Origin of the sequence: Planococcus sp. FY231025, assembly GCF_052078085.1 — a bacterium.
In the GTDB taxonomy this organism is placed as follows: domain Bacteria; phylum Bacillota; class Bacilli; order Bacillales_A; family Planococcaceae; genus Planococcus.
In genome coordinates, this window is the sequence record NZ_JBQJJG010000008.1 from 52,710 (window position 1) to 74,186 (window position 21,477).

Below are 21,477 nucleotides of genomic sequence, written 5' to 3' on the forward strand. Positions count from 1 at the left end.
TTTGCAATAGGTGGAGGATTAAAATATGTTCAATAAATTATTAAAAAGGATGGCAGATCCTGCAATTGAAAATGAAGGCTTCGTTTCAGAAGTTGCAGCAATGGGTGTTCCATCCCATATCGCCATCATCATGGATGGAAATGGTCGATGGGCGAAAAAGCGGTCTCTTCCGCGGGTTGCGGGCCATCATGAAGGTATGAAGACGGTGCGCAAAATCACGAAGCTGGCCAACGAACTGGGCGTAGGCGTTTTGACGCTTTATGCTTTTTCAACTGAGAATTGGAAGCGCCCGAAAATGGAAGTGGATTTCCTCATGCGTTTGCCGGAAGAATTCCTATCGGTGTTTCTGCCGGAATTGATCGAAGAGAATGTCCGGGTTGAAATGATGGGGTACCACCATAACTTGCCTGCACATACACTGGAAGCGATCCGCAAAGCGAAGGAAGCGACCAAAGACAATACCGGGCTTGTGCTGAATTTTGCTTTGAATTATGGCAGCCGTGCAGAAATTGTTGATGCAGTAAAAAACATCGCAGCGCAAGTTGCAGCTGGCACGTTGAATCTTGAAGATATCACGGAAGACCATATTACAGCCGGATTGATGACAAATGACCTGCCGGAGCCGGATTTGCTGATCCGTACAAGCGGGGAAGTCCGCCTGAGCAATTTCATGCTCTGGCAGTTGGCGTATACGGAATTCTGGTTCACCGAAACTTTATGGCCGGATTTTGGAGAAGAATCGCTGCTTGAAGCGATTGAAGATTTCCAGAAACGGAATCGCCGGTTTGGAGGATTGAAAGGGGAAGAAGCAAATTGAAACAGCGCATCATTACTGGAATCATTGCGGCCGCTCTTTTCATTCCGTTCGTCATCTACGGCGGGATCCCGTTTATTCTGATGACGTTCGCACTCGCAACCGTCGGGCTGCAGGAACTGTTGAATATGAAAGGCAGAAGCTTGTTTAGCATCCCCGGGCTGATCTCCCTGATCGCTTTGTATGCATTTATGATGCCGGACGAATGGGCAGTTCACATCTATGAACTCACCGGATATGTCAAAGTGGAATTTGCCTTTATTGCGGTCATTCTGCTGCTCATCCATACGGTGGTGGTCAAAAACAGCTTTACATTTGACGATGCCGCATTTGCTATATTAGGTACTTTATATATCGGCGTCGGATTTTACTATTTCATCGAAACACGCATCGAAGGGCTAGCTTTTGTTGTCTATGCCTTATTAGTGGTCTGGTTCACCGATTCAGGGGCTTATTTCACCGGACGGAAAATCGGCAAGCGCAAATTATGGCCGGAAATCTCCCCGAACAAAACAATCGAGGGATTTGTGGGCGGCATTATCTGGGCGATCGCTGTGGCGCTCGTTTTGAATTATTTCGTCGATTTGGACAAATCGATTCTTATCATTGTAATCGTCACCATCGCAGCATCGATTTTCGGGCAGCTCGGCGATCTGGTCGAATCTGCGCTTAAAAGGCATTTCAACGTCAAGGACTCCGGACATATTTTGCCCGGGCACGGCGGGATATTGGACCGCTTCGACAGCATCCTGTTCGTCATGCCGCTGCTGCACTTTTTACATTTCATTTAAGAAAGGGAGCTTCTGAATGCGCAAAAGCATCATCTTGCTCGGAGCCACTGGTTCGATCGGTGTGCAGACAGCAGATATCATAAGGGAACATCCGAATAAGTTCCAATTAACCGGCTTTTCAGCCGGGAAAAACATAGAAATGGCAAGAGACATCATTCGGGAATTCCGGCCGGAAATCGTTTGCGTGCAAGGGGCAGAAGATGCTGCCGCTTTGCGTAGCGAATTTCCGGGCGTTTCTGTCGTTTCAGGCAGTGAAGGCCTGATCGAGACCGCTACATACGATGCAGATGTCCTGGTCAATGCCGTCATCGGGAGCGTCGGGCTTCAGCCGACACTCGAGGCCATCAAACTCGGCCGTACGATCGCCATCGCCAATAAAGAGACATTGGTGACAGCCGGGCATCTCGTCATGGAAAGCGCTTCTGTATATGGTGCGAAAATTTTGCCGGTGGACAGCGAACATTCAGCGCTGTTCCAAGCCTTGAACGGGGAAAAGCTCGAACAGGCAAGCCGGCTGATCTTAACAGCTTCCGGCGGCAGCTTCCGCGATTTGACCCGTGATCAATTGCAGCATGTCACTGTGAAGGAAGCGCTGGCGCATCCGAACTGGTCCATGGGAGCGAAAATCACAATCGATTCCGCAAGTATGGTCAACAAAGGGCTGGAAGTGATTGAAGCGCACGTGCTTTTCAATTTCGCATATGACGACATTGATGTCCTCCTGCACCGGGAAAGCATCATCCATTCCATGGTGGAATTCCAGGACACGAGCGTCATGGCCCAATTGGGGACGCCCGACATGCGTGTTCCGATTCAGTATGCCCTTACTTATCCGGACCGCCTGCCGCGTCCTCAAGCGAAACGCCTCAACTTGGCGGAAATCGGGAAATTGAATTTCCAGGAAATGGATTACGAACGGTTCCGGGCATTGCAATTGGCATTTGATGCCGGGCGCGAAGGCGGTACGATGACCACCGTTTTCAATGCGGCGAATGAACAGGCAGTGGCCATGTTTTTGAATGAAGAAATTAAGTTCCTGCAGATCGAGGAAATGATCGAAAGTGCCATGGACAGCCATAAGACGGTATCAAAACCGGACTTGGGGACAATTTTAGAGGTAGACGCTGAAACAAGAAAATCCGTTAAAAACATGCTAAAATAGCTTAAGACAAAACCGAAAAAGGTTAATAAGGATGGGTTTGAATGGAAACAGTATTAGCGTTTATCATAATTTTCGGTGCTCTGGTTTTTTTCCATGAACTCGGCCATTTCCTTTTCGCGAAGCGCGCCGGCATATTGGTGCGGGAATTTGCAATCGGCATGGGGCCGAAAATATTGGGGATCACAAAAGGCGAGACACTTTACACCGTGCGTCTGCTGCCGATCGGCGGCTACGTGCGCATGGCGGGTGAAGAGATGGATGCTATCCATATCCAAGCCGGCCACCGCATCGGCGTCCTGTTGAACAAAGACGGCGTGGCGACGAAAGTCATCATGAACCAGAAGACGATGCATCCGGATATCTTGTTCCTGGAAGTGGAAGAAGCCGATCTGGAAAAAGAGCTGTACATCAAAGGGTACGATGAAGACGAGAAATTCGTCCGCATCGAGGTGGCCCGTGAGGCACTTGTGGAAGAGAACGGCAAAGAAACCATTCTTGCCCCATATGACCGCCAGTTCAATTCGAAAAGCGTCGGGCACCGGTTCATGACGATCTTGGCTGGCCCGCTATTCAATTTCATCCTGGCATTTTTCATCTTTACAGCGATTGCCTTGATGCAAGGCATTCCGACCAATGAACCTGTCATTACAGAAGTGGCGGAAGACAGTCCGGCAGAAGCTGCCGGCATGCAGGACGGCGACTTGGTCACGGCCATTAGCGGAGAAGCGATCGCTTCTTGGAACGAGCTTGTCGGCATCGTACAGGAAAATGCAGGGAATCCGCTCGAGTTCGAAGTGGAGCGCGGCGGAGAGCAGATGGCGTTTACGATCACACCGGAAGTTTCTGAAGAATCTCCGGAAAAAGTCGGCGTTATCGGCGTGCTGTACCAAAGTCCGCTGGAAAAGGATTTCTTCGGCTCATTCGTATACGGTGCTGAACAGACCATCTTTTGGTTCAAAGAAATCTTCCGTTTGCTGGGCATGCTCGTAACCGGGCAGTTCACGATCGATGCCTTGTCGGGGCCGGTCGGAATTTATAAAACGACGGAAGAAGTTGCGAAATACGGCATCTTCACATTGATGAGCTGGGCGGGTATGCTCAGCATCAACTTAGGAATCATGAACTTGCTGCCGCTTCCGGCATTGGACGGCGGGCGCTTGATGTTCTTCATCCTTGAAGCGCTTCGCGGAAAACCGGTGGACAGCCAAAAAGAGGGCATGGTGCATTTTGTAGGAATCATGCTGCTCATGCTGCTCATGATCATCGTTACATGGAACGATATCCAAAAATTCTTCTTCTAAAAAATTCAATAGTCAGTCGAGGTGCATTCCGGAATGAAACAAACAGCAACTTTTATCCCAACATTAAGAGAAACACCGGCTGATGCGGATGTAAAATCGCATCAGCTCTTATTGCGCGGAGGCTTTATCCGCCAAAACACAAGCGGCATCTATTCGTTCCTTCCGCTCGGAAAGCGCGTCCTCCAGAAAGTGGAGACCATCATCCGTGAAGAAATGGAAGCGGCGGGCAGTGTGGAAGTATTCCTTCCGGCACTTCAGCAAGCTGAACTTTGGCAGGAAACCGGCCGCTGGTATTCGTATGGCGATGAGCTGATGAGGCTTACAGACCGGAATGACCGTGCATTTGCGCTCGGTGCGACGCATGAGGAAGTCATTACGAGCCTTTTGCGCGATGAAATCAAATCCTATAAGAAACTGCCGCTGAACCTGTTCCAGATCCAGTCCAAGTTCCGCGATGAAAAACGCCCGCGCTTCGGATTGCTGCGCGGCCGTGAATTCCTGATGAAAGATGCCTATTCATTCCACGCGACGCCTGAAAGCCTGGACGAAACGTATAATGTGATGATGCAGGCCTATACCAATATTTTCACCCGCCTCGGATTGAATTTCCGAGCAGTCATTGCGGATTCCGGAGCAATCGGCGGTAAAGACAACCATGAATTCATGGTGCTGTCAGAAATCGGCGAAGACACGATTGCTTATTCGGACAGTTCAGGCTATGCCGCCAATATTGAAATGGCTGCGGTCAATGTCGACTATCCAAAGTCGGAGGAAGCGCCGAAAGAGATGGAGAAAGTGGCAACGCCTGATCAAAAAACGATTGCGGATGTTGCTGCATTCCTGAATACAACACCGGAAAAATGCATCAAAACCCTGGTCTTCAAGACAGATGACGATTTTGTCGTTGTCCTGGCACGAGGCGACCATGACATCAACGATGTGAAAGTGAAGCATGCGACCGGAGCGAAAATCGTGGAGCTTGCTGCACCGGAAGAAGTCCAAGAGCTGTTGAATTGTGAAATCGGTTCACTCGGTCCTATCGGCTTGCCGCCGGCAGTACGCGTTTATGCGGACCATGCCGTCAAAGCAATTGTCAACGGTGTGGCCGGAGCGAATGAAAACGGCCAGCATTTGGCAAACGTCACGCCAGGAAAAGATTTTTCGGTCGACACTTATGCCGACCTGCGCTTTATCCAAGAGGGAGACCCGTCACCGGACGGCGAAGGGACGATCCAATTTGCCAAAGGGATTGAAGTCGGCCATATCTTTAAATTGGGCACGACCTACAGTGTGCCGATGAAGGCGACATTCCTCAATGACCAGGGAAGAGCAATGCCTTACATCATGGGCTGCTATGGAATCGGTGTCTCACGCGTCATGGCCGCAGTAGCTGAACAATTCCAGGACGATGCAGGATTCACGTGGCCGGATGTAATCGCGCCTTACGAGATCCACATTGTGCCTGTGAACATGAAAGACGAAACCCAGCGTGAATTAGGGGAAGACTTGTACAAATTGTTGAAATCCTACCGCTACGAAGTCCTTCTGGATGATCGGGCTGAACGCGCAGGCGTCAAGTTCGCAGATGCGGATCTGATCGGCATGCCGGTGCGGATCACAGTCGGCAAAAAAGCTTCTGAAGGAATTCTGGAAGTGAAATATCGCCGGACGGGCGAGACTTTCGAGTGGAAACGTGAAGAACTGCTCGATCATCTGCAGCAATTCTTTAAAAAATAATCGGATAATCTGATATGATTAAAGGAAAGTACAACTTGTACTTTCCTTTATTTTTTCTGTTATACTTGTCCATCCGAACAAGTTTTGGAGCGCAGGAACGGCGCATATAGGGCAATGTTTTCAATACGAATATATAAGAGTGTCAGCTGATATCCCATAAAACAGCAGCACCTTTTAAAAAATCTGTATCGAAGGGGATAATTATGACAAACGAGCAAGATCCAAAGATGCGATTCAACCTTCTGCTGCAGCATCTCGACTTAACAGACGATGTACATATGCCTTTTTTCGAAGAGGCTGAACTGACACGGATGACAGTGCATAAAAAAGAGCGTACATGGCGCTTTCTCATCAAGGTGAAAGAGACGTTGCCGCTGAAATTATTTCTTTTATTGAAAGAGCGTTTAAATGCTACTTTTGCCACCATTGCCAATGTCCAGCTTTCGCTGGAAAGCGAATCTTCTTCAGCGGATGGCGAACTCGTCATGGAGTATTGGCGTTATGTGGTGGAAGAATTCTCGGACATGGCGCCGCCGCTGCGCAATCAGCTGCTTGCGCAAGTGCCGGAATGGAACGGCAATAAGCTGATTCTGTGCTGCAGCCATGAACATGAAATGATGGCATTGACGTCGAAATACAGCGATAAACTGGCAGCGGCCTATCAGCAATTCGGGTTTCCGCATGTCGCGGTCGCTTTTAAATTAGCCGAAGAAAACGGCGAGGCTGAAGCCGCCCATCAGGCGTTCATGCAAGAGCGCTTGGCGGAAGAAGAGGCTATGGCGAAAAGAGCCGTAGCCGATATGAAAAAACGGGAAACCGACCGGAAAGAGAACGGCGCACCATCAGGCCCGTTCCAGATGGGGATTGCCATCAAGCCGGACGAAACCATTGCCGAGATCAAATCCATCACGGAAGAAGAGCGCCGCATCACGATCGAAGGTTTTGTATTTGATGTGGAAGTACGTGAACTCCGGAGCGGCCGTTCACTATTGACGGTGAAGATGACCGATTACACCGATTCGATCCTGGTGAAAATGTTCTCCCGCGACAAAGAAGATGCAGAGCTCATGGCCGGCGTCAAAAAAGGCATGTGGCTGAAAGCGCGCGGCTCGATCCAGATGGATACGTTCGTGCGCGACTTGGTCATGATGGCACAGGACATGGTGGAAGTGAACCCTGCCCGCCGGCAGGACACGGCAGACGAAAAGCGCGTTGAGCTGCACCTGCACACGCCGATGAGTGCAATGGACGCCGTATCGTCTGTTGATTCACTTGTCGCCCAAGCAGCGAAATGGGGCCATCCGGCCATCGCCATCACCGACCATGCGGGCGTACAGTCATTCCCGGACGCTTATGCCGCAAGCAAAAAGCACGGCATCAAAGCGATTTTTGGTTTGGAAGCGAACCTGGTCGATGACGGCGTGCCGATCGCATACGAAGAGCGGCATGCACTGCTTGAAGAAGAGACCTTTGTGGTATTCGACTTGGAGACGACCGGCTTGTCGGCCGTCTACGACACGATCATCGAACTCGCTGCCGTTAAGATCAAAGGCGGCAACATCATCGATAAATTTGAAAGCTTTGCCAATCCGCACCATCCGCTGTCAGCGACGACAATCGACCTGACCGGCATCACGGATGATATGGTCAGAAACGCTCCCGAAGTGGAAGAAGTGATCCGCAATTACTACGAATGGGCAGGCGACCACATCATGGTCGCGCACAATGCCTCGTTCGATATGGGCTTCCTGTATGTCGCCTATAAAAAATACGGCATCGACAAGAAGCATGCAACCATCGATACGCTGGAACTCGCGCGGATGCTGCATCCGGAATTGAAGAACCACCGCCTAAACACTTTGGCGAAGAAATTCGGCATCGAATTGACCCAGCATCACCGGGCGATCTACGATACCGAAGCAACTTCCTATTTGCTGACGCATCTATTGAAGGAAGCGCACGAAAAAGGCATCCTTTACCACGACCAGCTGAATGATTACGTTGGAATCGGCGACGCTTACAAGCGGGCCCGTCCGACGCACGTCACGCTGCTCGCCAAAAACGACGAAGGCCTGAAAAACTTGTTCAAGCTGGTTTCGGCTTCTCACATCAACTATTTCTACCGCGTGCCGCGCATTCCGCGCTCGCTTCTGCAGCGCCACCGGGCAGGGCTTCTTGTCGGCTCTGGCTGCGACAAAGGCGAAGTGTTCGAAGCCGTTATGCAAAAGTCGATGGAAGAAGTCGAAGCGACCGCAGGGTTCTATGATTACTTGGAAGTGCATCCGAAAGAAGTCTATTCGCATCTGATCGAGCGGGAACTGATCCGCGATGAATGGAATCTGGAAGATGTTATCCGCAAACTTGTGAAAGTCAGCCGGAAACTGGAAATCCCGCTCGTTGCGACGGGCAATGTCCATTACCTGGATGAAACAGATGCGATTTTCCGCCAGGTGCTGATCGGCTCCCAAGGCGGGGCCAATCCGCTCAACCGGCATAAATTGCCGAAAGTGCATTTCCGCACGACCAATGAAATGCTGGATGCATTCGAGTTTCTCGGAGAAGAGACGGCACGCGAAATCGTCATTGTGAATTCCAATAAAATTGCCGATATGATCGACACGGTAAAACCGATCAAAGACGACCTGTATACACCGAAAATCGAAGGTGCCGATGAAGAAGTCCGCGAACTGAGCTATAATATGGCGCATCAGATATACGGGCCAGTGCTTCCCGAAATTGTCGAAGCGCGCATCGAGAAGGAATTGAAATCGATCATCGGCCACGGCTTCGCGGTCATCTACCTGATTTCCCATAAACTTGTTAAACGGTCGCTGGATGACGGCTATCTGGTCGGTTCACGCGGATCCGTCGGGTCGTCGCTTGTGGCGACGTTGACGGAAATCACGGAAGTCAATCCTTTGCCGCCGCATTATATCTGTTCCAAGTGCAAGAAATCCGAGTTCTTCGATGACGGCTCTGTCGGCTCCGGTTTCGATTTGCCGGACAAGGAATGTCCGGACTGCGGCATCCCGTTCCAAAAAGAAGGACAGGATATTCCTTTTGAAACGTTCCTCGGATTCAAAGGGGACAAGGTTCCCGATATCGATTTGAACTTCAGTGGCGACTATCAGGCAAGAGCCCATAATTACACGAAGGAATTGTTCGGGGAAGACAATGTGTTCCGTGCAGGAACGATCGGCACGGTTGCCGAGAAAACGGCTTACGGCTATGTCCGCGGCTATGCCAATGACCGCGATATGACGCTCCGGGGAGCAGAAATCGACCGGCTGGTCCAAGGCTGCTCCGGCGTTAAGCGCAGCACCGGCCAGCACCCGGGGGGCATTATCGTTGTACCTGATTACATGGACATCTATGATTTCTCGCCGATTCAATTTCCGGCAGATGCTCAGGATTCCGAATGGAAAACAACACATTTCGACTTCCATTCGATCCACGACAACCTGTTGAAGCTCGATATCCTCGGGCACGATGATCCGACAGTGATCCGCATGCTGCAGGATCTCTCCGGCATCGATCCGAAGACGATTCCGACGGACGACCCGGAGGTCATGAAAATCTTCTCGGGCGTCGAATCGCTCGGCGTGACGGAAAAGCAGATCGGCTGCAAGACGGGGACGCTCGGCATCCCTGAATTCGGTACGCGCTTTGTGCGCCAGATGCTTGAAGAAACCAAACCGACAACGTTCTCGGAACTTGTCCAGATTTCAGGGCTTTCACACGGCACTGACGTATGGCTGAGCAATGCCCAGGAATTGATCCAAAACGGCACATGCCAGCTTTCCGATGTAATCGGCTGCCGGGATGATATCATGGTTTATTTGATTTATCAGGGCCTTGAATCATCACTTGCGTTCAAGATCATGGAGTCGGTCCGGAAAGGGAAAGGGCTGACGCCTGAAATGGAAGAAGCCATGAAGAAAGAAGGCGTGCCGAACTGGTACATCGAATCGTGCAAAAAGATCAAGTACATGTTCCCGAAAGCCCACGCGGCTGCCTATGTATTGATGGCGGTGCGAATCGCTTATTTCAAAGTGCATTTCCCGATCCTTTATTACGCAGCGTACTTCACGGTGCGGGCTGAAGATTTCGATGTCAACGCCATGGCGAAAGGGTCGTCCTCGATCCGGGCAAAAGTGGATGAAATCAACGCCAAAGGGCTGGAAGCTTCCACAAAAGAGAAGAACTTGATGACGGTCATGGAATTGGCGCTCGAGATGGTGGAACGCGGGTTCACCTTCCAGAAAGTGGACCTGTACAAATCATCTGCGGATGAATTCATCATTGACGGCAAAAGCTTGATTCCGCCGTTCAACGCCATACCGGGACTCGGGACGAATGCGGCCAAATCCATCGTTGCGGCACGCGAACAAGGGACGTTCCTGTCGAAAGAGGACCTCCAGCAGCGCGGGCGTGTATCGAAGACAATCATCGAATACATGGATGACCACGGCTGCCTAGAAGGCATGCCGGATGCCAACCAGCTTTCGCTGTTCTAAGGATTTGCACTGCACCGGGATTCATGGTATTATTGTAGTAACATTTATTGATAGCTCTGTCACAGAAGAGTGGGTTCTCCCGCTCTTTTCTGTTGTTATGGCATAAAATTGGCGGGAGGCATGTATGAGTAAAATTACAGAACAAATCGAACAAATCGCATTGCCCATCACGGAAGAACTTGGACTTGAACTGGTGGATGTGGAATTCGTAAAAGAAGGCCGCAGCTGGTTCCTCCGCGTCTACGTGGACAATCCGGAAGCGCCGATCGACATCGATCAATGCGCGCTGGTCAGCGAAAAATTGAGCGAAATCCTGGATAAGCTCGACCCGATCGAGCAGAACTATTTCCTTGAAGTTTCTTCGCCAGGCGCAGAGCGCCCGCTGAAGAAGGAGAAGGATTTCGAGAAGGCACGCGGCAAATTCATCTACATCAAGACGTATGAACCGATTGAGGATTCAAAAGAATTTGAAGGGTATTTGCTGTCTTACAATGACGAAGAAATCGAAATAGAAATCAAGATCAAGACACGCAGAAAGACGATTGTCATTGACCGCAAGAAAATTGCAGTCATCCGGCTCGCCATTGATTTTTCTGCAAAACCTGATTGAAGAACTTAGGAGTGATAAAATAATGGGCAACGAGTTATTGGATGCATTGGATGCATTGGAAAAGCAAAAAGGGATTTCACGGGATGTATTGATCGAGGCGATTGAAGCCGCTTTGGTTACAGCTTACAAACGCAATTTCAACCAGGCGCAGAACGTGCGTGTGGATTTGAATTTGGGTACAGGCACGATGCTGGTCTACTCGCGGAAAGATGTCGTTGAAGAAGTGGAAGATGAGCGCCTGCACATCTCGCTTGAAGATGCGAAAGCGATCAACCCGGCATACGAGCTTGGCGATGTAGTGGAAGAAGAAGTGACGCCGCGCAATTTCGGGCGCATCGCAGCACAAACAGCCAAGCAAGTCGTCACGCAGCGCGTACGCGAAGCGGAGCGCGGCTTGATATTCGAAGAATTCGTCGACCGTGCGGATGACATTGTCAACGGCATCGTTGAACGCATGGATGCACGCAATCTTTACGTCGGCCTCGGGAAAGTGGAAGCGGTGCTTCCGCAGACGGAGCAAATGCCGAACGAATCCTATCAGCCGCATGACCGCATCAAAGTCTACATCACGAAAGTCGAGCGCACGACGCGCGGACCGCAGGTGTTCGTATCGAGAACGCATCCGGGATTGCTGCGCCGCCTGTTCGAAAACGAAGTTCCTGAAATTTACGAAGGCATCGTCGAGATCAAATCGATCGCACGCGAAGCAGGCGACCGTTCGAAAATCTCGGTAGTCGCCCACCGCGAAGACATCGATCCCGTCGGATCGTGTGTCGGAGCTAAAGGCGCCCGCGTCCAAACAATCGTCAATGAGTTGAGCGGTGAGAAAATCGACATTGTCGAATGGTCTGAAGAGCCTGTGGTCTTTGTGGCCAATGCGCTTAGCCCTTCGAAAGTGCTTGATGTCCAAGTGAATGAAGATGAAAAATCGACGACGGTTGTCGTTCCTGACTATCAATTGTCATTGGCAATCGGCAAACGGGGCCAGAACGCCCGCCTTGCCGCCAAGCTGACTGGCTGGAAAATCGACATCAAGAGTGAGACTGATGCACGCGAAATGGGAATCTACCCGAATGAAAATGCATCGATCGAGTTGGCGGAGTCGAATGAAGAAGACTTTGAAGACTTCGATTTTTATGGAGAGAAAGAATAACCGGGAAAAGGTGATGTCCTTTGGCACTGCAAAAGAAAATTCCGCTTCGGAAGTGTGTGGCTACAGGCGAGATGCATCCTAAGAAAGAAATGATCCGGGTCGTCCGTACGAAAGAAGGCGAAGTATCCGTTGACCTGACCGGCAAAAAGTCAGGCCGTGGAGCTTACGTTTCCAAGTCGGAAGATGCGATTGAACTGGCACGCAAGAAGAAAGTACTGGATAACCAGCTGGAGGCGAAAGTGCCGGCTGAAGTCTACGACGAATTGATTCGCGTGGTCCAAAGAGAGCAGTTGAAAAAATAATGTCTACAGAACAAATGAAAACAAAAGAGAAGATCCTGCAAATTCTAGGATTGGCTACCCGTGCCCGGATGACAACGTCCGGGGAAGGGATGGCAGTGGCTGAAGTCCGGAGCGGCAATGCGAAATTGGTCATATTGTCCGAAGACGCTTCAGAAAATACCAGCAAGAAATTGCACGATAAATGCAATTCGTACAACGTGGATCTCCAAGTTTTCGGAACGCGTTTCGAGCTTGGGCATGCAATAGGCAAAACAGAACGTGTAGTGGTTGCAATCACCGATCAGGGGTTTGCGAAAAAACTATCGAGTCTGTTTGAAGAAATTAACCGGGGGTGAGCAGATGACCAAAATTCGAGTACATGAATACGCTAAAAAAGTAGACAAACCGAGCAAAGAGATTATCAACCAGTTATCTAAGCTGAATATTGAAGTGGCCAACCATATGGCAACATTAGAGGACAATGCTGTTTCAAAATTGGACGGCATTTACAAAAAACCTGCACAAGGACAGCGTCCGCAGGCGCAGAGCCGTCCGCAGAACCAACAGTCCCGTCCGCAAGGGCAGTCGCGTCCACAAAGCGGCGGACAATCGCGTCCTGCTGGACAGGGACAATCCCGTCCACAAGGCGGCGGACAATCACGTCCGGCAGGCCAAGGGCAATCCCGTCCACAAGGCAGCGGGCAATCGCGTCCTGCTGGCCAAGGGCAATCCCGTCCGCAAAGCGGCGGGCAAGGGCAGAGCCGTTCAGCGGCACCTGCAAAAGGCTCAAACTTCACGCCGAAAGCAGCTAAACCGTCTGCAGGCCCAGGACAGCGCAACAACCGTCCAGGCGGCGGAGGACCAGGCCGCGGCGGCCAAAACCGCAACCGCAAAGGCAAAAACCAGCAGCCGGTAAATCCGCTGCCGCCAATGCCGAAAAGAGAGAAAGAACTGCCGGCGAAAATCACGTTCAGCGAATCGCTGACGGTCGGTGAATTGGCGAAAAAATTAGGGCGCGAGCCTTCTGAAATCATCAAAAAATTATTCATGCTCGGCGTGATGGCGACCATCAACCAAGAGCTTGATAAAGATGCAATTGAATTGATCTGTGCGGAATATGAAGTTGAAGTGGAAGAAGAGATCCTGGTGGATAAATCGGATCTTGAAGTCTATTTCGAAGCTGAAGATGAAGCGCTTCTGCAAGAACGTCCACCGGTCGTTACGATCATGGGGCACGTTGACCACGGGAAAACAACGTTGCTGGATTCGATCCGCAACACGAAAGTGACAGCTGGCGAAGCCGGCGGGATCACACAGCATATCGGCGCTTACCAAGTCGTCGAAAACGGCAAGAAAATCACGTTCCTGGATACTCCTGGCCACGCAGCCTTTACAACGATGCGGGCACGTGGAGCGAAAGTGACGGATCTCGCGATTATCGTTGTAGCGGCTGATGACGGCGTAATGCCCCAGACCGTCGAAGCGATTAATCACGCAAAAGCTGCAGAAGTACCGATCATCATCGCCGTGAACAAAATGGACAAGCCGAGCGCTAACCCGGACCGGGTAATGCAGGAATTGACCGAACACGGCCTAGTGCCGGAAGCTTGGGGCGGCGAAACGATTTTCGTTCCGATTTCTGCACTTAAAGGCGAAGGCATCGATTCGTTGCTTGAAATGATCCTTTTGGTTTCAGAAGTAGGCGAATTGCAGGCCAATCCGGGACGCCGTGCCATCGGTACCGTCATCGAAGCAGAACTGGACAAAGGACGCGGTTCAGTCGCGACCCTTCTTGTCCAGGATGGAACGCTCCATGTCGGCGATCCGATTGTTGTCGGTAACACATATGGCCGAGTACGTGCGATGGTCAATGACCTGGGCCGCCGCGTTAAAGACGCTGGTCCATCAACACCAGTAGAGATTACCGGTTTGAACGACGTGCCACAAGCTGGCGACCGTTTCGTGGTGTTTGAAGATGAGAAAACGGCTCGCCAAGTCGGCGAAACCCGTGCAACTTCCGCTCTTCAAGTTCAGCGTTCAGAAAAAACCCGCGTAACATTGGACAATTTGTTTGACCAGTTGAAACAAGGGGAAATGAAAGAATTGAACTTGATCGTTAAAGCGGATGTCCAAGGCTCCGTTGAAGCGATGGCTGCTTCATTGATGAAAATCGATGTTGAAGGCGTAAACGTCAAGATCATCCACACAGGCGCCGGCGCCATCACGGAATCGGATGTATCGCTTGCAGCAGCATCCAACGCCATCGTTATCGGCTTTAACGTACGTCCGGATGTCAATGCGAAACGTGCGGCAGAAGCTGAAGGCGTCGACATTCGTCTGCACCGCATCATCTATAAAGTGATCGAGGAAATCGAGTTCGCTATGAAAGGCTTGCTTGACCCTGAATTCGAAGAAAAAATCATTGGACAAGCGGAAATCCGCAGCACGTTCAAAGTATCGAAAGTGGGTACAATTGCCGGAAGCTATGTAACGGAAGGCAAGATCACCCGCGACAGCGGCGTGCGTGTTATCCGTGAAGGCATCGTCGTATTCGAAGGCGAAATCGACACATTGAAACGCTTTAAAGATGACGCAAAAGAAGTCGCAAAAGGCTATGAATGCGGAATTACGATCAAGAACTTCAATGATGTCAAAGAAGGCGATATTATCGAAGCGTTCGTAATGGAAGAAATCGAACGCAAATGATCGTATACATGGAATGTGAGTTCTTCATTCCGGTTGCGCATTCGCTAAAAGAAAAACGGGCGGTTGTCAAAAGCATGCTGACCCGGGCAAGACAGAAATTCAACGTTTCAGGAGCGGAAATTGACCACCAGAACGTTTGGCAGCGGACGCGCCTCGCATTTGTCACCGTATCTTCTTCAAAAGATATGGCGGACAAGGAGATGGCGCGGGTCCTGCAGTTCCTGGAAAGCAATCCTTCTTGGGAGTGCCTTGAAGTTCACCAAGAATATTTGTAAGAACGAGGTGAAAGAATTATGACTATGCGCTCTAATCGTGTAGGCGAGCAGATGAAAAAGGAACTCAGCGATATCATCGGCCGGAAACTGAAAGATCCGCGGATCGGTTTTGTAACGGTTACGGATGTTGAAGTGACAGGCGATCTTCAGCAGGCGACGGTATACATCAGTGTGCTGGGCGATGATAAAGTGAAAGAGCAGACTTTGCTCGGCTTGTCGAAGTCAAAAGGATTTATCCGTTCGGAAATCGGGCAGCGGATCCGACTGCGCAAGACGCCGGAATTGTCGTTCGAATTCGATTCCTCTGTTGCTTACGGCAACCGGATCGACTCCCTATTGCGCGAGATCAAAGAACCGAAAGAAGACCAATAATCCACAGCCTGCTGTCTAATCAATTAGATGAGCAGGCTTTTTTACGCAGGAAATCAAAAGCCAGGAGTTGAATTGCATGGAATTGAACGGTGTACTACCGTTATGGAAAGAAAAAGGCATGACTTCCCACGATTGCGTATTTAAATTAAGAAAAATCCTGAAAACCAAAAAAGTGGGCCACACCGGCACACTGGATCCAGAAGTGGACGGCGTGCTGCCGATCTGCATCGGACGCGCCACTAAAGTGGCAGAATACATCACAGATCAGGGGAAGACTTACGAAGCGGAAGTGACCATCGGCTTTTCGACGGAAACGGAAGATGCGACCGGGGAAGTGGTCGACAGGGACGAACGCGACAAAATCGTGACCAGGGCGGAGCTCCAAGAGGCGCTTAAAGGATTGACAGGGGAAATCACCCAGATTCCGCCGATTTATTCAGCGGTGAAAGTGAACGGCAAAAAGCTCTACGAATACGCGCGCCAAGGAATTGCCGTAGAGCGCCCGGCCCGGACCGTCCGGATCGACTCGATCGAGTTGTTGAGCAAGGAAGAGGAATGGCGCGGAACAGAGCTGAAGTTCTCAATCCGTATCCGGTGCGGGAAAGGCACATACATCCGCACGCTTGCTGTGCAGATCGGGGAAGCCCTCGGCTATCCGGCGCATATGTCAAAACTGACACGGACGGAATCCGGGAAATTTGCGAAAAAAGATTGCGTAACACTTGCCGAAGTGGCGGAACTTGCCCAAAATGGAGATATCGGCAAGGTTCTGAAACCGTTAGACTATGGCTTGAGCGGGTTCCCTTCAGCGGAAGCCGGCAAGGAAGACTGGTTCGCCCTGAAGAACGGCCAAGTGATGGACCGCCATCCCGTGCTCGAGGAGCATGACATGATGGTCTTTTCAGTAGGCGGTGAACCTGTAGCGGTCTACAAGCGGCATCCAGAAAAGGCGGAGAAGATGAAGCCGGAAAAAATGTTCGGATTCCCGACAATCGATGAGGTGTAAGATGAAAATCATTCATTTGAATTACCCGAACCAAATAAAACCTTCGGAAGAGCTGGGACCGATTTCGCTTGCGCTCGGCTTTTTCGACGGCGTACATAAAGGGCATCAGCGTGTCATCCGGGAAGCGATCGATCGCGCCCGACTGCTTGATGCGCGCTCTGCCGTCATGACGTTCGATCCGCACCCGTCCTTGGTGCTCGGCGGAAGGAAAGAGGAAGTCTTCTACATCACTCCAATGCAGGAGAAGATGGACATCCTCGAAGAGATGGGGGTGGACGTCTGCTTCATCGTCCGCTTCACTTCCGATTTTGCACAGCTGACGCCGGAACAGTTTATCCAACACTTTATCAAGGACTTGGGCGTTGTTCATGTCACGGCGGGCTTTGATTATTCCTTTGGCTGCAAAGGCCAGGGCAATATGGAATTGATGGAAGAAAAAAGTGAAGGCTCGTTCGGCGTCACCGTCATTGCGAAACAGGAAGACGGCGAAGAGAAAATCAGTTCCACCCGCATCCGCAGCCTTCTGAAGGCGGGGGAAGTCGGCACGGTTTGCCGCCTGCTCGGGCGCCCTTTCCGGATATCCGGTACTGTGGTGAACGGCGACAAACGGGGTCGGACGATCGGCTTTCCTACTGCCAACGTCGAACCGGAAATCGGTACATTCGTTCCGGGGCGGGGCGTCTATGCCGTCCGGATCCAAGTGCAGGAACAGCAATACGACGGCGTCTGCAATATCGGTTATAAGCCGACGTTCAACAACCCGGACGAGAAGATGCTGAGCATTGAAGTCCACATCCTCGATTTTGACAAGTCGATCTACGGCGAGAAAGTCGATGTCGAGTGGCACACCCGCATCCGCGACGAGCAGAAGTTCTCAGGCATCGATGAACTGAAAGCCCAGATTCAGCGGGATAAGGAGCAGGCCATCGGTTTTTTCAAAGCTGAAAACCAGCAGCCCGGCTAATTGTAGATTGTTGAGAAAGATTTATAATACTTGTCCCTAAACCGATATTCCGCAAAACAGCTGCGAAGCGCATAGCGCTGCAGGAGCATATGTTTCGGCCGCGGGCTCGCGTCTAAACCTCCTCAGTCGCTTCGAAAACCTTGTGCTCCTGCATTGCTTTGCTAGCTTCGTCGCAAATGGTGGAGCAAATAAAATTTGCTCCACCATTCCCTGCGGGGTCTCGGCTGTCTCGCTTTCCCGCAGGCAAGTACCGGCCGAACTGCATTTGGCCGGTACTTTGCGACGAAGTGCGCAGCACTGCAACGGTTTTTCATGTCCCGAAGCCAGCGCAGCGACGGTTTTTCATGCACCGAAGCTAGCGTAGCGATGCAGATGCAATGCAGGGACAGGAGCAGTACGGTTTTCTCCGCTGTTTTGCTCCATATCTCAAATAGTATTGCTAAATAAGTAAACTATCAGCTTTAAAGAACGACACTAGCGCCGGCGCGCCCATGGGCTAGGCGGAGCTATAAGACGGGTGTTCTTGCCCGGCTCATGGCGTGAGCCAAAGAGGTGCACAAAAGTTTTTGGGCACCTCTTTTGCGACGAGCTTGCGCAGGAGCAATCGTCTTTGCTCTACCTAAAGCGGCATAACTACTTTCTTCTATACATTAATCAGCTTCAAAGAGGTTTTTCGACAAACTGCTAAATGCTGTACCTCTTCGTATAAGAGGTGGAATTCCGGCAGCCCCTATTTATTTTGCCGTCTTCCAACTTATCTAAGTCGGATTGTTGATTTTGAAAAAGGCGTATGCTATGATTTACAAGTACTGAAAAGTACGAACCGTTGCTTGGCAAATCGAATCACCAACGTTTGCTCGGTAATTGGGGATATCAGAGATTAGGAGGTGGAACAGCATGGCAATCACTCAAGAACGTAAAAATGAATTGATCAATGAATACAAAGTGCACGATACTGATACTGGATCTGCAGATATTCAAATCGCCATTCTTACAGAAGAAATCAACAACTTGAACGAGCACTTGCGTACCCACAAGAAAGATCACCACTCACGTCGTGGACTTTTCAAAATGGTTGGACGCCGTCGTAACTTGCTTAAATACTTGCGCGAGAACGATGTACAGCGCTACCGTGAGTTAATCGCAAAACTTGGCCTACGCCGATAATAGCAAACAGTGAAAGCGGGATTCGTCCCGCTTTTTCTTTATGGATAAAAGTTTCAGCATCCAATCGCATAGAGAATGCTTTTTTGATACACTACTATTAATGGATACATAAAACTGTCTATACATTGTAAGAGAGAGGAGCTCGATTATGGAGCAAACGAAAAAAGTCTATACACTCGATTGGGCCGGCCGCACATTGCAGGTCGAAGTCGGTCAGTTAGCAAAACAGGCAAATGGAGCAGCTTTGATCCGTTACGGAGATACAGCAGTGCTTTCGACTGCCACAGCTTCTAAAACCCCGAAATCCTTGGATTTCTTCCCGCTCACAGTCAATTATGAAGAGCGCCTATATGCTGTAGGGAAAATCCCTGGCGGCTTTATCAAGCGCGAAGGGCGCCCGTCTGAAAAAGCGACGTTGATCAGCCGTTTGATCGACCGCCCGATCCGCCCGCTATTCCCGGACGGTTTCCGCAATGAAGTCCAGGTTATTTCCATGGTCATGTCCGTAGACCAGGACTGCCCGTCAGAAATGGCTGCAATGTTCGGTTCTTCATTGGCATTGATGATCTCGGATATTCCATTCGGCGGTCCGATTGCCGGCGTGATTGTCGGTATGGTCGATGGCGAATACATCATCAACCCGACGAACGAGCAATTGGAAAAGAGCTCGATCAACTTGACGGTTGCCGGTACGAAAGATGCAATCAACATGGTGGAAGCAGGCGCGAAAGAGGTTTCGGAAGAAGTCATTCTAGAAGCGATCATGTTCGGCCATGAAGAAATCAAGAAATTGATCGCCTTCCAGGAAGAGATTGCTGCTGAAGTCGGCAAAGAAAAAACCGAAATCAAATTGTATGAATTGGATCCGATCCTAACAGAAGAAATCAAATCCGCTGTTGAAGCAGACTTGAATGCATCTGTCCAAATCAGCGAAAAGCAGGAACGCAACGAAGCGATTGCGGCTGTCAAAGAGCGCGTCATGGCTGCTTACGAAGATTCCGACGATGATGTGAAAAAACAGGCTGGCCAGATCCTCGACAAGATGGTAAAAGACGAAGTGCGCCGTTTGATCACGGACGAAAAAATCCGTCCGGATGGCCGTACGCCGTCAGAAATCCGTGCATTGTCCTCTGAAGTCGGCATCTTGAACCGTACCCACGGCTCGGGATTGTTCACACGCGGCCAGACACAGGCAATGAGCATCTGTACGCTGGGTGCACTGGGCGACGTCCAGATCATCGACGGCCTTGGCATCGAAGAGTCCAAGCGTTTCATGCACCATTACAACTTCCCGTTATTCTCGGTCGGTGAAACCGGATTCCTCCGCGGTCCCGGACGCCGGGAAATCGGGCACGGAGCACTTGGAGAACGCGCGTTGGAAGCGGTTCTGCCAAGCGAAAAAGAATTCCCTTACACAATCCGCCTGGTAGCGGAAGTTCTGGAATCGAACGGTTCCACTTCACAGGCGAGCATTTGTGCATCCACGCTTGCGATGATGGATGCCGGGGTACCGATCACAGCGCCGGTTGCCGGTATTGCGATGGGCCTTGTCAAAAAAGGCGAAAACTACACTGTCCTTTCGGATATCCAAGGCATGGAAGACCACCTTGGCGATATGGACTTCAAAGTAGCTGGAACAGCAAAAGGCATTACAGCACTTCAGATGGATATTAAAATCGAAGGGCTGTCACGCGAAATCCTTGACGAAGCGTTGACTCAAGCGCAAGTGGGCCGTATCCACATCCTGGAATCCATGCTTGCGACAATCGCTGAGCCAAGAACTCACCTATCTCAATTTGCGCCGAAAATCATCATGGTCAAGATCAATCCGGACAAAATCCGCGATGTTATCGGGCCAGGCGGTAAAGTCATCAATAAAATCATTGATGAAACCGGCGTGAAGATCGATACGGAGCAAGACGGCACGATCTTCATTTCTTCCGTCAACGAAGAAATGAACGCGAAAGCGAAAGCGATGATCGAAAATATCGTCCGCGAAGCGAAAGTCGGCGAATACTACGAAGGCAAAGTGAAGCGCATTGAGAAATTCGGTGCCTTTGTCGAGTTGTTCACAGGCAAAGACGGCCTTCTCCATATTTCTGAAATCCAGGAAGAACGGACGAAGGAAGTGGAAGATGTCCTGAAGCTTGACGATGTCGTCAAAGTAAAGGTCATTGAAATCGACCGCCAAGGGCGCGTCAACCTTTCCCGCAAGATCGTTTTGAAGGAAGAAAAAGAAGCAGCAGAAAAAGCAGCTGAATAAAATCAAACAATCTAAAATTGCCAGCTCACGTTGGCAATTTTTTTCTTATTATGTAGGTTGAGCTTGAAAGTCAACATATCATATGCCGCTTCGGCGCTTAGGGCATGGCTTACGCCATGAGCCGGGAAAGACACCCGTCTCATAGCTCCGCCTTGCCCGTGGACGCGCCGGCGCTGGATAGCTCTTTAAAAGCTAATAACTTTATCCGTTTTAGAAGTGCTATCTGATTTATTTGCGAAGAAGCGCATAGCGTTGCAACGGTTTTTTATGTCCCGAAGCTAGCGCAGCGACGGTTTTTCATGCACCGAAGCTAGCGTAGCGTTGCAGGGATAGGAACACACGGGATTTATGTAGCTGT

At 50.5% G+C, this 21,477-nt stretch carries 17 protein-coding genes; all 17 read left to right on the forward strand.

Going from position 1 to position 21,477, the window contains the following annotated elements; genetic code table 11:
* The first annotated feature begins 49 nt into the window (after positions 1 to 49).
* The 17 genes from ACTL32_RS11975 to pnp all read left to right on the forward strand — a co-directional run bounded on the left by ACTL32_RS11975 (position 50) and on the right by pnp (position 21,119).
* Positions 50 to 817 (forward strand): isoprenyl transferase, encoded by a 768-nt coding sequence (locus tag ACTL32_RS11975; protein WP_377339621.1) that lies wholly within the window; start codon positions 50 to 52, stop codon positions 815 to 817.
* Positions 814 to 1,605, forward strand: coding sequence for a phosphatidate cytidylyltransferase (locus ACTL32_RS11980; RefSeq protein ID WP_441341705.1), 792 nt, complete (start codon positions 814 to 816; stop codon positions 1,603 to 1,605). The genes ACTL32_RS11975 and ACTL32_RS11980 overlap by 4 nt, the downstream gene beginning before the upstream one ends.
* A 16-nt stretch (positions 1,606 to 1,621) precedes the next feature.
* The gene (gene dxr / locus ACTL32_RS11985) at positions 1,622 to 2,767 is read left to right on the forward strand and encodes a 1-deoxy-D-xylulose-5-phosphate reductoisomerase (protein ID WP_441341706.1); all 1,146 of its coding nucleotides are present in this window, start codon (positions 1,622 to 1,624) and stop codon (positions 2,765 to 2,767) included.
* 41 nt (positions 2,768 to 2,808) lie between these two features.
* Positions 2,809 to 4,068 carry an RIP metalloprotease RseP gene (gene rseP / locus ACTL32_RS11990; protein WP_441341707.1) on the forward strand — a complete coding sequence of 420 codons (1,260 nt, stop codon included), beginning with the start codon at positions 2,809 to 2,811 and terminating at the stop codon, positions 4,066 to 4,068.
* Between the two features lie 33 nt (positions 4,069 to 4,101).
* The gene (locus ACTL32_RS11995) at positions 4,102 to 5,805 is read left to right on the forward strand and encodes a proline--tRNA ligase (protein ID WP_441341708.1); all 1,704 of its coding nucleotides are present in this window, start codon (positions 4,102 to 4,104) and stop codon (positions 5,803 to 5,805) included.
* 203 nt (positions 5,806 to 6,008) lie between these two features.
* On the forward strand, positions 6,009 to 10,322 hold the full coding sequence (locus ACTL32_RS12000; protein ID WP_441341709.1) for a PolC-type DNA polymerase III: 4,314 nt from the start codon (positions 6,009 to 6,011) through the stop codon (positions 10,320 to 10,322).
* A 124-nt stretch (positions 10,323 to 10,446) separates the two neighbouring features.
* Entirely contained in the window at positions 10,447 to 10,932 is a 486-nt protein-coding gene (rimP, locus tag ACTL32_RS12005) for a ribosome maturation factor RimP (protein ID WP_441341710.1), read from the forward strand.
* 22 nt (positions 10,933 to 10,954) lie between these two features.
* Positions 10,955 to 12,085, forward strand: a complete 1,131-nt coding sequence (gene nusA / locus ACTL32_RS12010) for a transcription termination factor NusA (protein WP_204892487.1) — start codon at positions 10,955 to 10,957, stop codon at positions 12,083 to 12,085.
* 20 nt (positions 12,086 to 12,105) lie between these two features.
* Positions 12,106 to 12,387, forward strand: coding sequence for an RNase P modulator RnpM (rnpM, locus tag ACTL32_RS12015; protein WP_204892486.1), 282 nt, complete (start codon positions 12,106 to 12,108; stop codon positions 12,385 to 12,387).
* On the forward strand, positions 12,387 to 12,722 hold the full coding sequence (locus tag ACTL32_RS12020; RefSeq protein WP_377339401.1) for a YlxQ family RNA-binding protein: 336 nt from the start codon (positions 12,387 to 12,389) through the stop codon (positions 12,720 to 12,722). Before rnpM ends, ACTL32_RS12020 begins: the two co-directional genes overlap by 1 nt.
* 4 nt (positions 12,723 to 12,726) lie before the next feature.
* Entirely contained in the window at positions 12,727 to 15,072 is a 2,346-nt protein-coding gene (infB, locus tag ACTL32_RS12025; protein WP_441341711.1) for a translation initiation factor IF-2, read from the forward strand.
* Entirely contained in the window at positions 15,069 to 15,347 is a 279-nt protein-coding gene (locus tag ACTL32_RS12030) for a DUF503 domain-containing protein (protein WP_441341712.1), read from the forward strand. The genes infB and ACTL32_RS12030 overlap by 4 nt, the downstream gene beginning before the upstream one ends.
* 18 nt (positions 15,348 to 15,365) lie before the next feature.
* Entirely contained in the window at positions 15,366 to 15,719 is a 354-nt protein-coding gene (gene rbfA / locus ACTL32_RS12035; RefSeq protein ID WP_204892483.1) for a 30S ribosome-binding factor RbfA, read from the forward strand.
* Positions 15,720 to 15,795: 76 nt separating this feature from the next.
* The gene (gene truB / locus ACTL32_RS12040) at positions 15,796 to 16,725 is read left to right on the forward strand and encodes a tRNA pseudouridine(55) synthase TruB (protein WP_441341713.1); all 930 of its coding nucleotides are present in this window, start codon (positions 15,796 to 15,798) and stop codon (positions 16,723 to 16,725) included.
* A gap of 1 nt (position 16,726) precedes the next feature.
* Positions 16,727 to 17,689: a bifunctional riboflavin kinase/FAD synthetase gene (locus ACTL32_RS12045; RefSeq protein ID WP_441341714.1), complete on the forward strand. Its 963-nt coding sequence runs from the start codon at positions 16,727 to 16,729 to the stop codon at positions 17,687 to 17,689.
* Positions 17,690 to 18,586: 897 nt separating this feature from the next.
* The gene (rpsO, locus tag ACTL32_RS12050) at positions 18,587 to 18,856 is read left to right on the forward strand and encodes a 30S ribosomal protein S15 (protein WP_204892481.1); all 270 of its coding nucleotides are present in this window, start codon (positions 18,587 to 18,589) and stop codon (positions 18,854 to 18,856) included.
* Between the two features lie 148 nt (positions 18,857 to 19,004).
* Positions 19,005 to 21,119: a polyribonucleotide nucleotidyltransferase gene (gene pnp / locus ACTL32_RS12055; RefSeq protein ID WP_441341715.1), complete on the forward strand. Its 2,115-nt coding sequence runs from the start codon at positions 19,005 to 19,007 to the stop codon at positions 21,117 to 21,119.
* Positions 21,120 to 21,477 lie beyond the last annotated feature (358 nt).

Excerpts from the sequence above, each read along its gene's own strand:
- ACTL32_RS12000 (WP_441341709.1), top strand. The coding sequence starts at position 6,009 with ATGACAAACGAGCAAGATCCAAAGATGCGATTCAACCTTCTGCTGCAG.
- ACTL32_RS11995 (WP_441341708.1), top strand. The coding sequence starts at position 4,102 with ATGAAACAAACAGCAACTTTTATCCCAACATTAAGAGAAACACCGGCT.
- ACTL32_RS12030 (WP_441341712.1), top strand. The coding sequence starts at position 15,069 with ATGATCGTATACATGGAATGTGAGTTCTTCATTCCGGTTGCGCATTCG.
- rseP (WP_441341707.1), top strand. The coding sequence starts at position 2,809 with ATGGAAACAGTATTAGCGTTTATCATAATTTTCGGTGCTCTGGTTTTT.
- ACTL32_RS12020 (WP_377339401.1), top strand. The coding sequence starts at position 12,387 with ATGTCTACAGAACAAATGAAAACAAAAGAGAAGATCCTGCAAATTCTA.
- ACTL32_RS12045 (WP_441341714.1), top strand. The coding sequence starts at position 16,727 with ATGAAAATCATTCATTTGAATTACCCGAACCAAATAAAACCTTCGGAA.
- rimP (WP_441341710.1), top strand. The coding sequence starts at position 10,447 with ATGAGTAAAATTACAGAACAAATCGAACAAATCGCATTGCCCATCACG.
- ACTL32_RS11975 (WP_377339621.1), top strand. The coding sequence starts at position 50 with ATGGCAGATCCTGCAATTGAAAATGAAGGCTTCGTTTCAGAAGTTGCA.
- pnp (WP_441341715.1), top strand. The coding sequence starts at position 19,005 with ATGGAGCAAACGAAAAAAGTCTATACACTCGATTGGGCCGGCCGCACA.
- rpsO (WP_204892481.1), top strand. The coding sequence starts at position 18,587 with ATGGCAATCACTCAAGAACGTAAAAATGAATTGATCAATGAATACAAA.
- rbfA (WP_204892483.1), top strand. The coding sequence starts at position 15,366 with ATGACTATGCGCTCTAATCGTGTAGGCGAGCAGATGAAAAAGGAACTC.
- infB (WP_441341711.1), top strand. The coding sequence starts at position 12,727 with ATGACCAAAATTCGAGTACATGAATACGCTAAAAAAGTAGACAAACCG.
- dxr (WP_441341706.1), top strand. The coding sequence starts at position 1,622 with ATGCGCAAAAGCATCATCTTGCTCGGAGCCACTGGTTCGATCGGTGTG.
- truB (WP_441341713.1), top strand. The coding sequence starts at position 15,796 with ATGGAATTGAACGGTGTACTACCGTTATGGAAAGAAAAAGGCATGACT.
- nusA (WP_204892487.1), top strand. The coding sequence starts at position 10,955 with ATGGGCAACGAGTTATTGGATGCATTGGATGCATTGGAAAAGCAAAAA.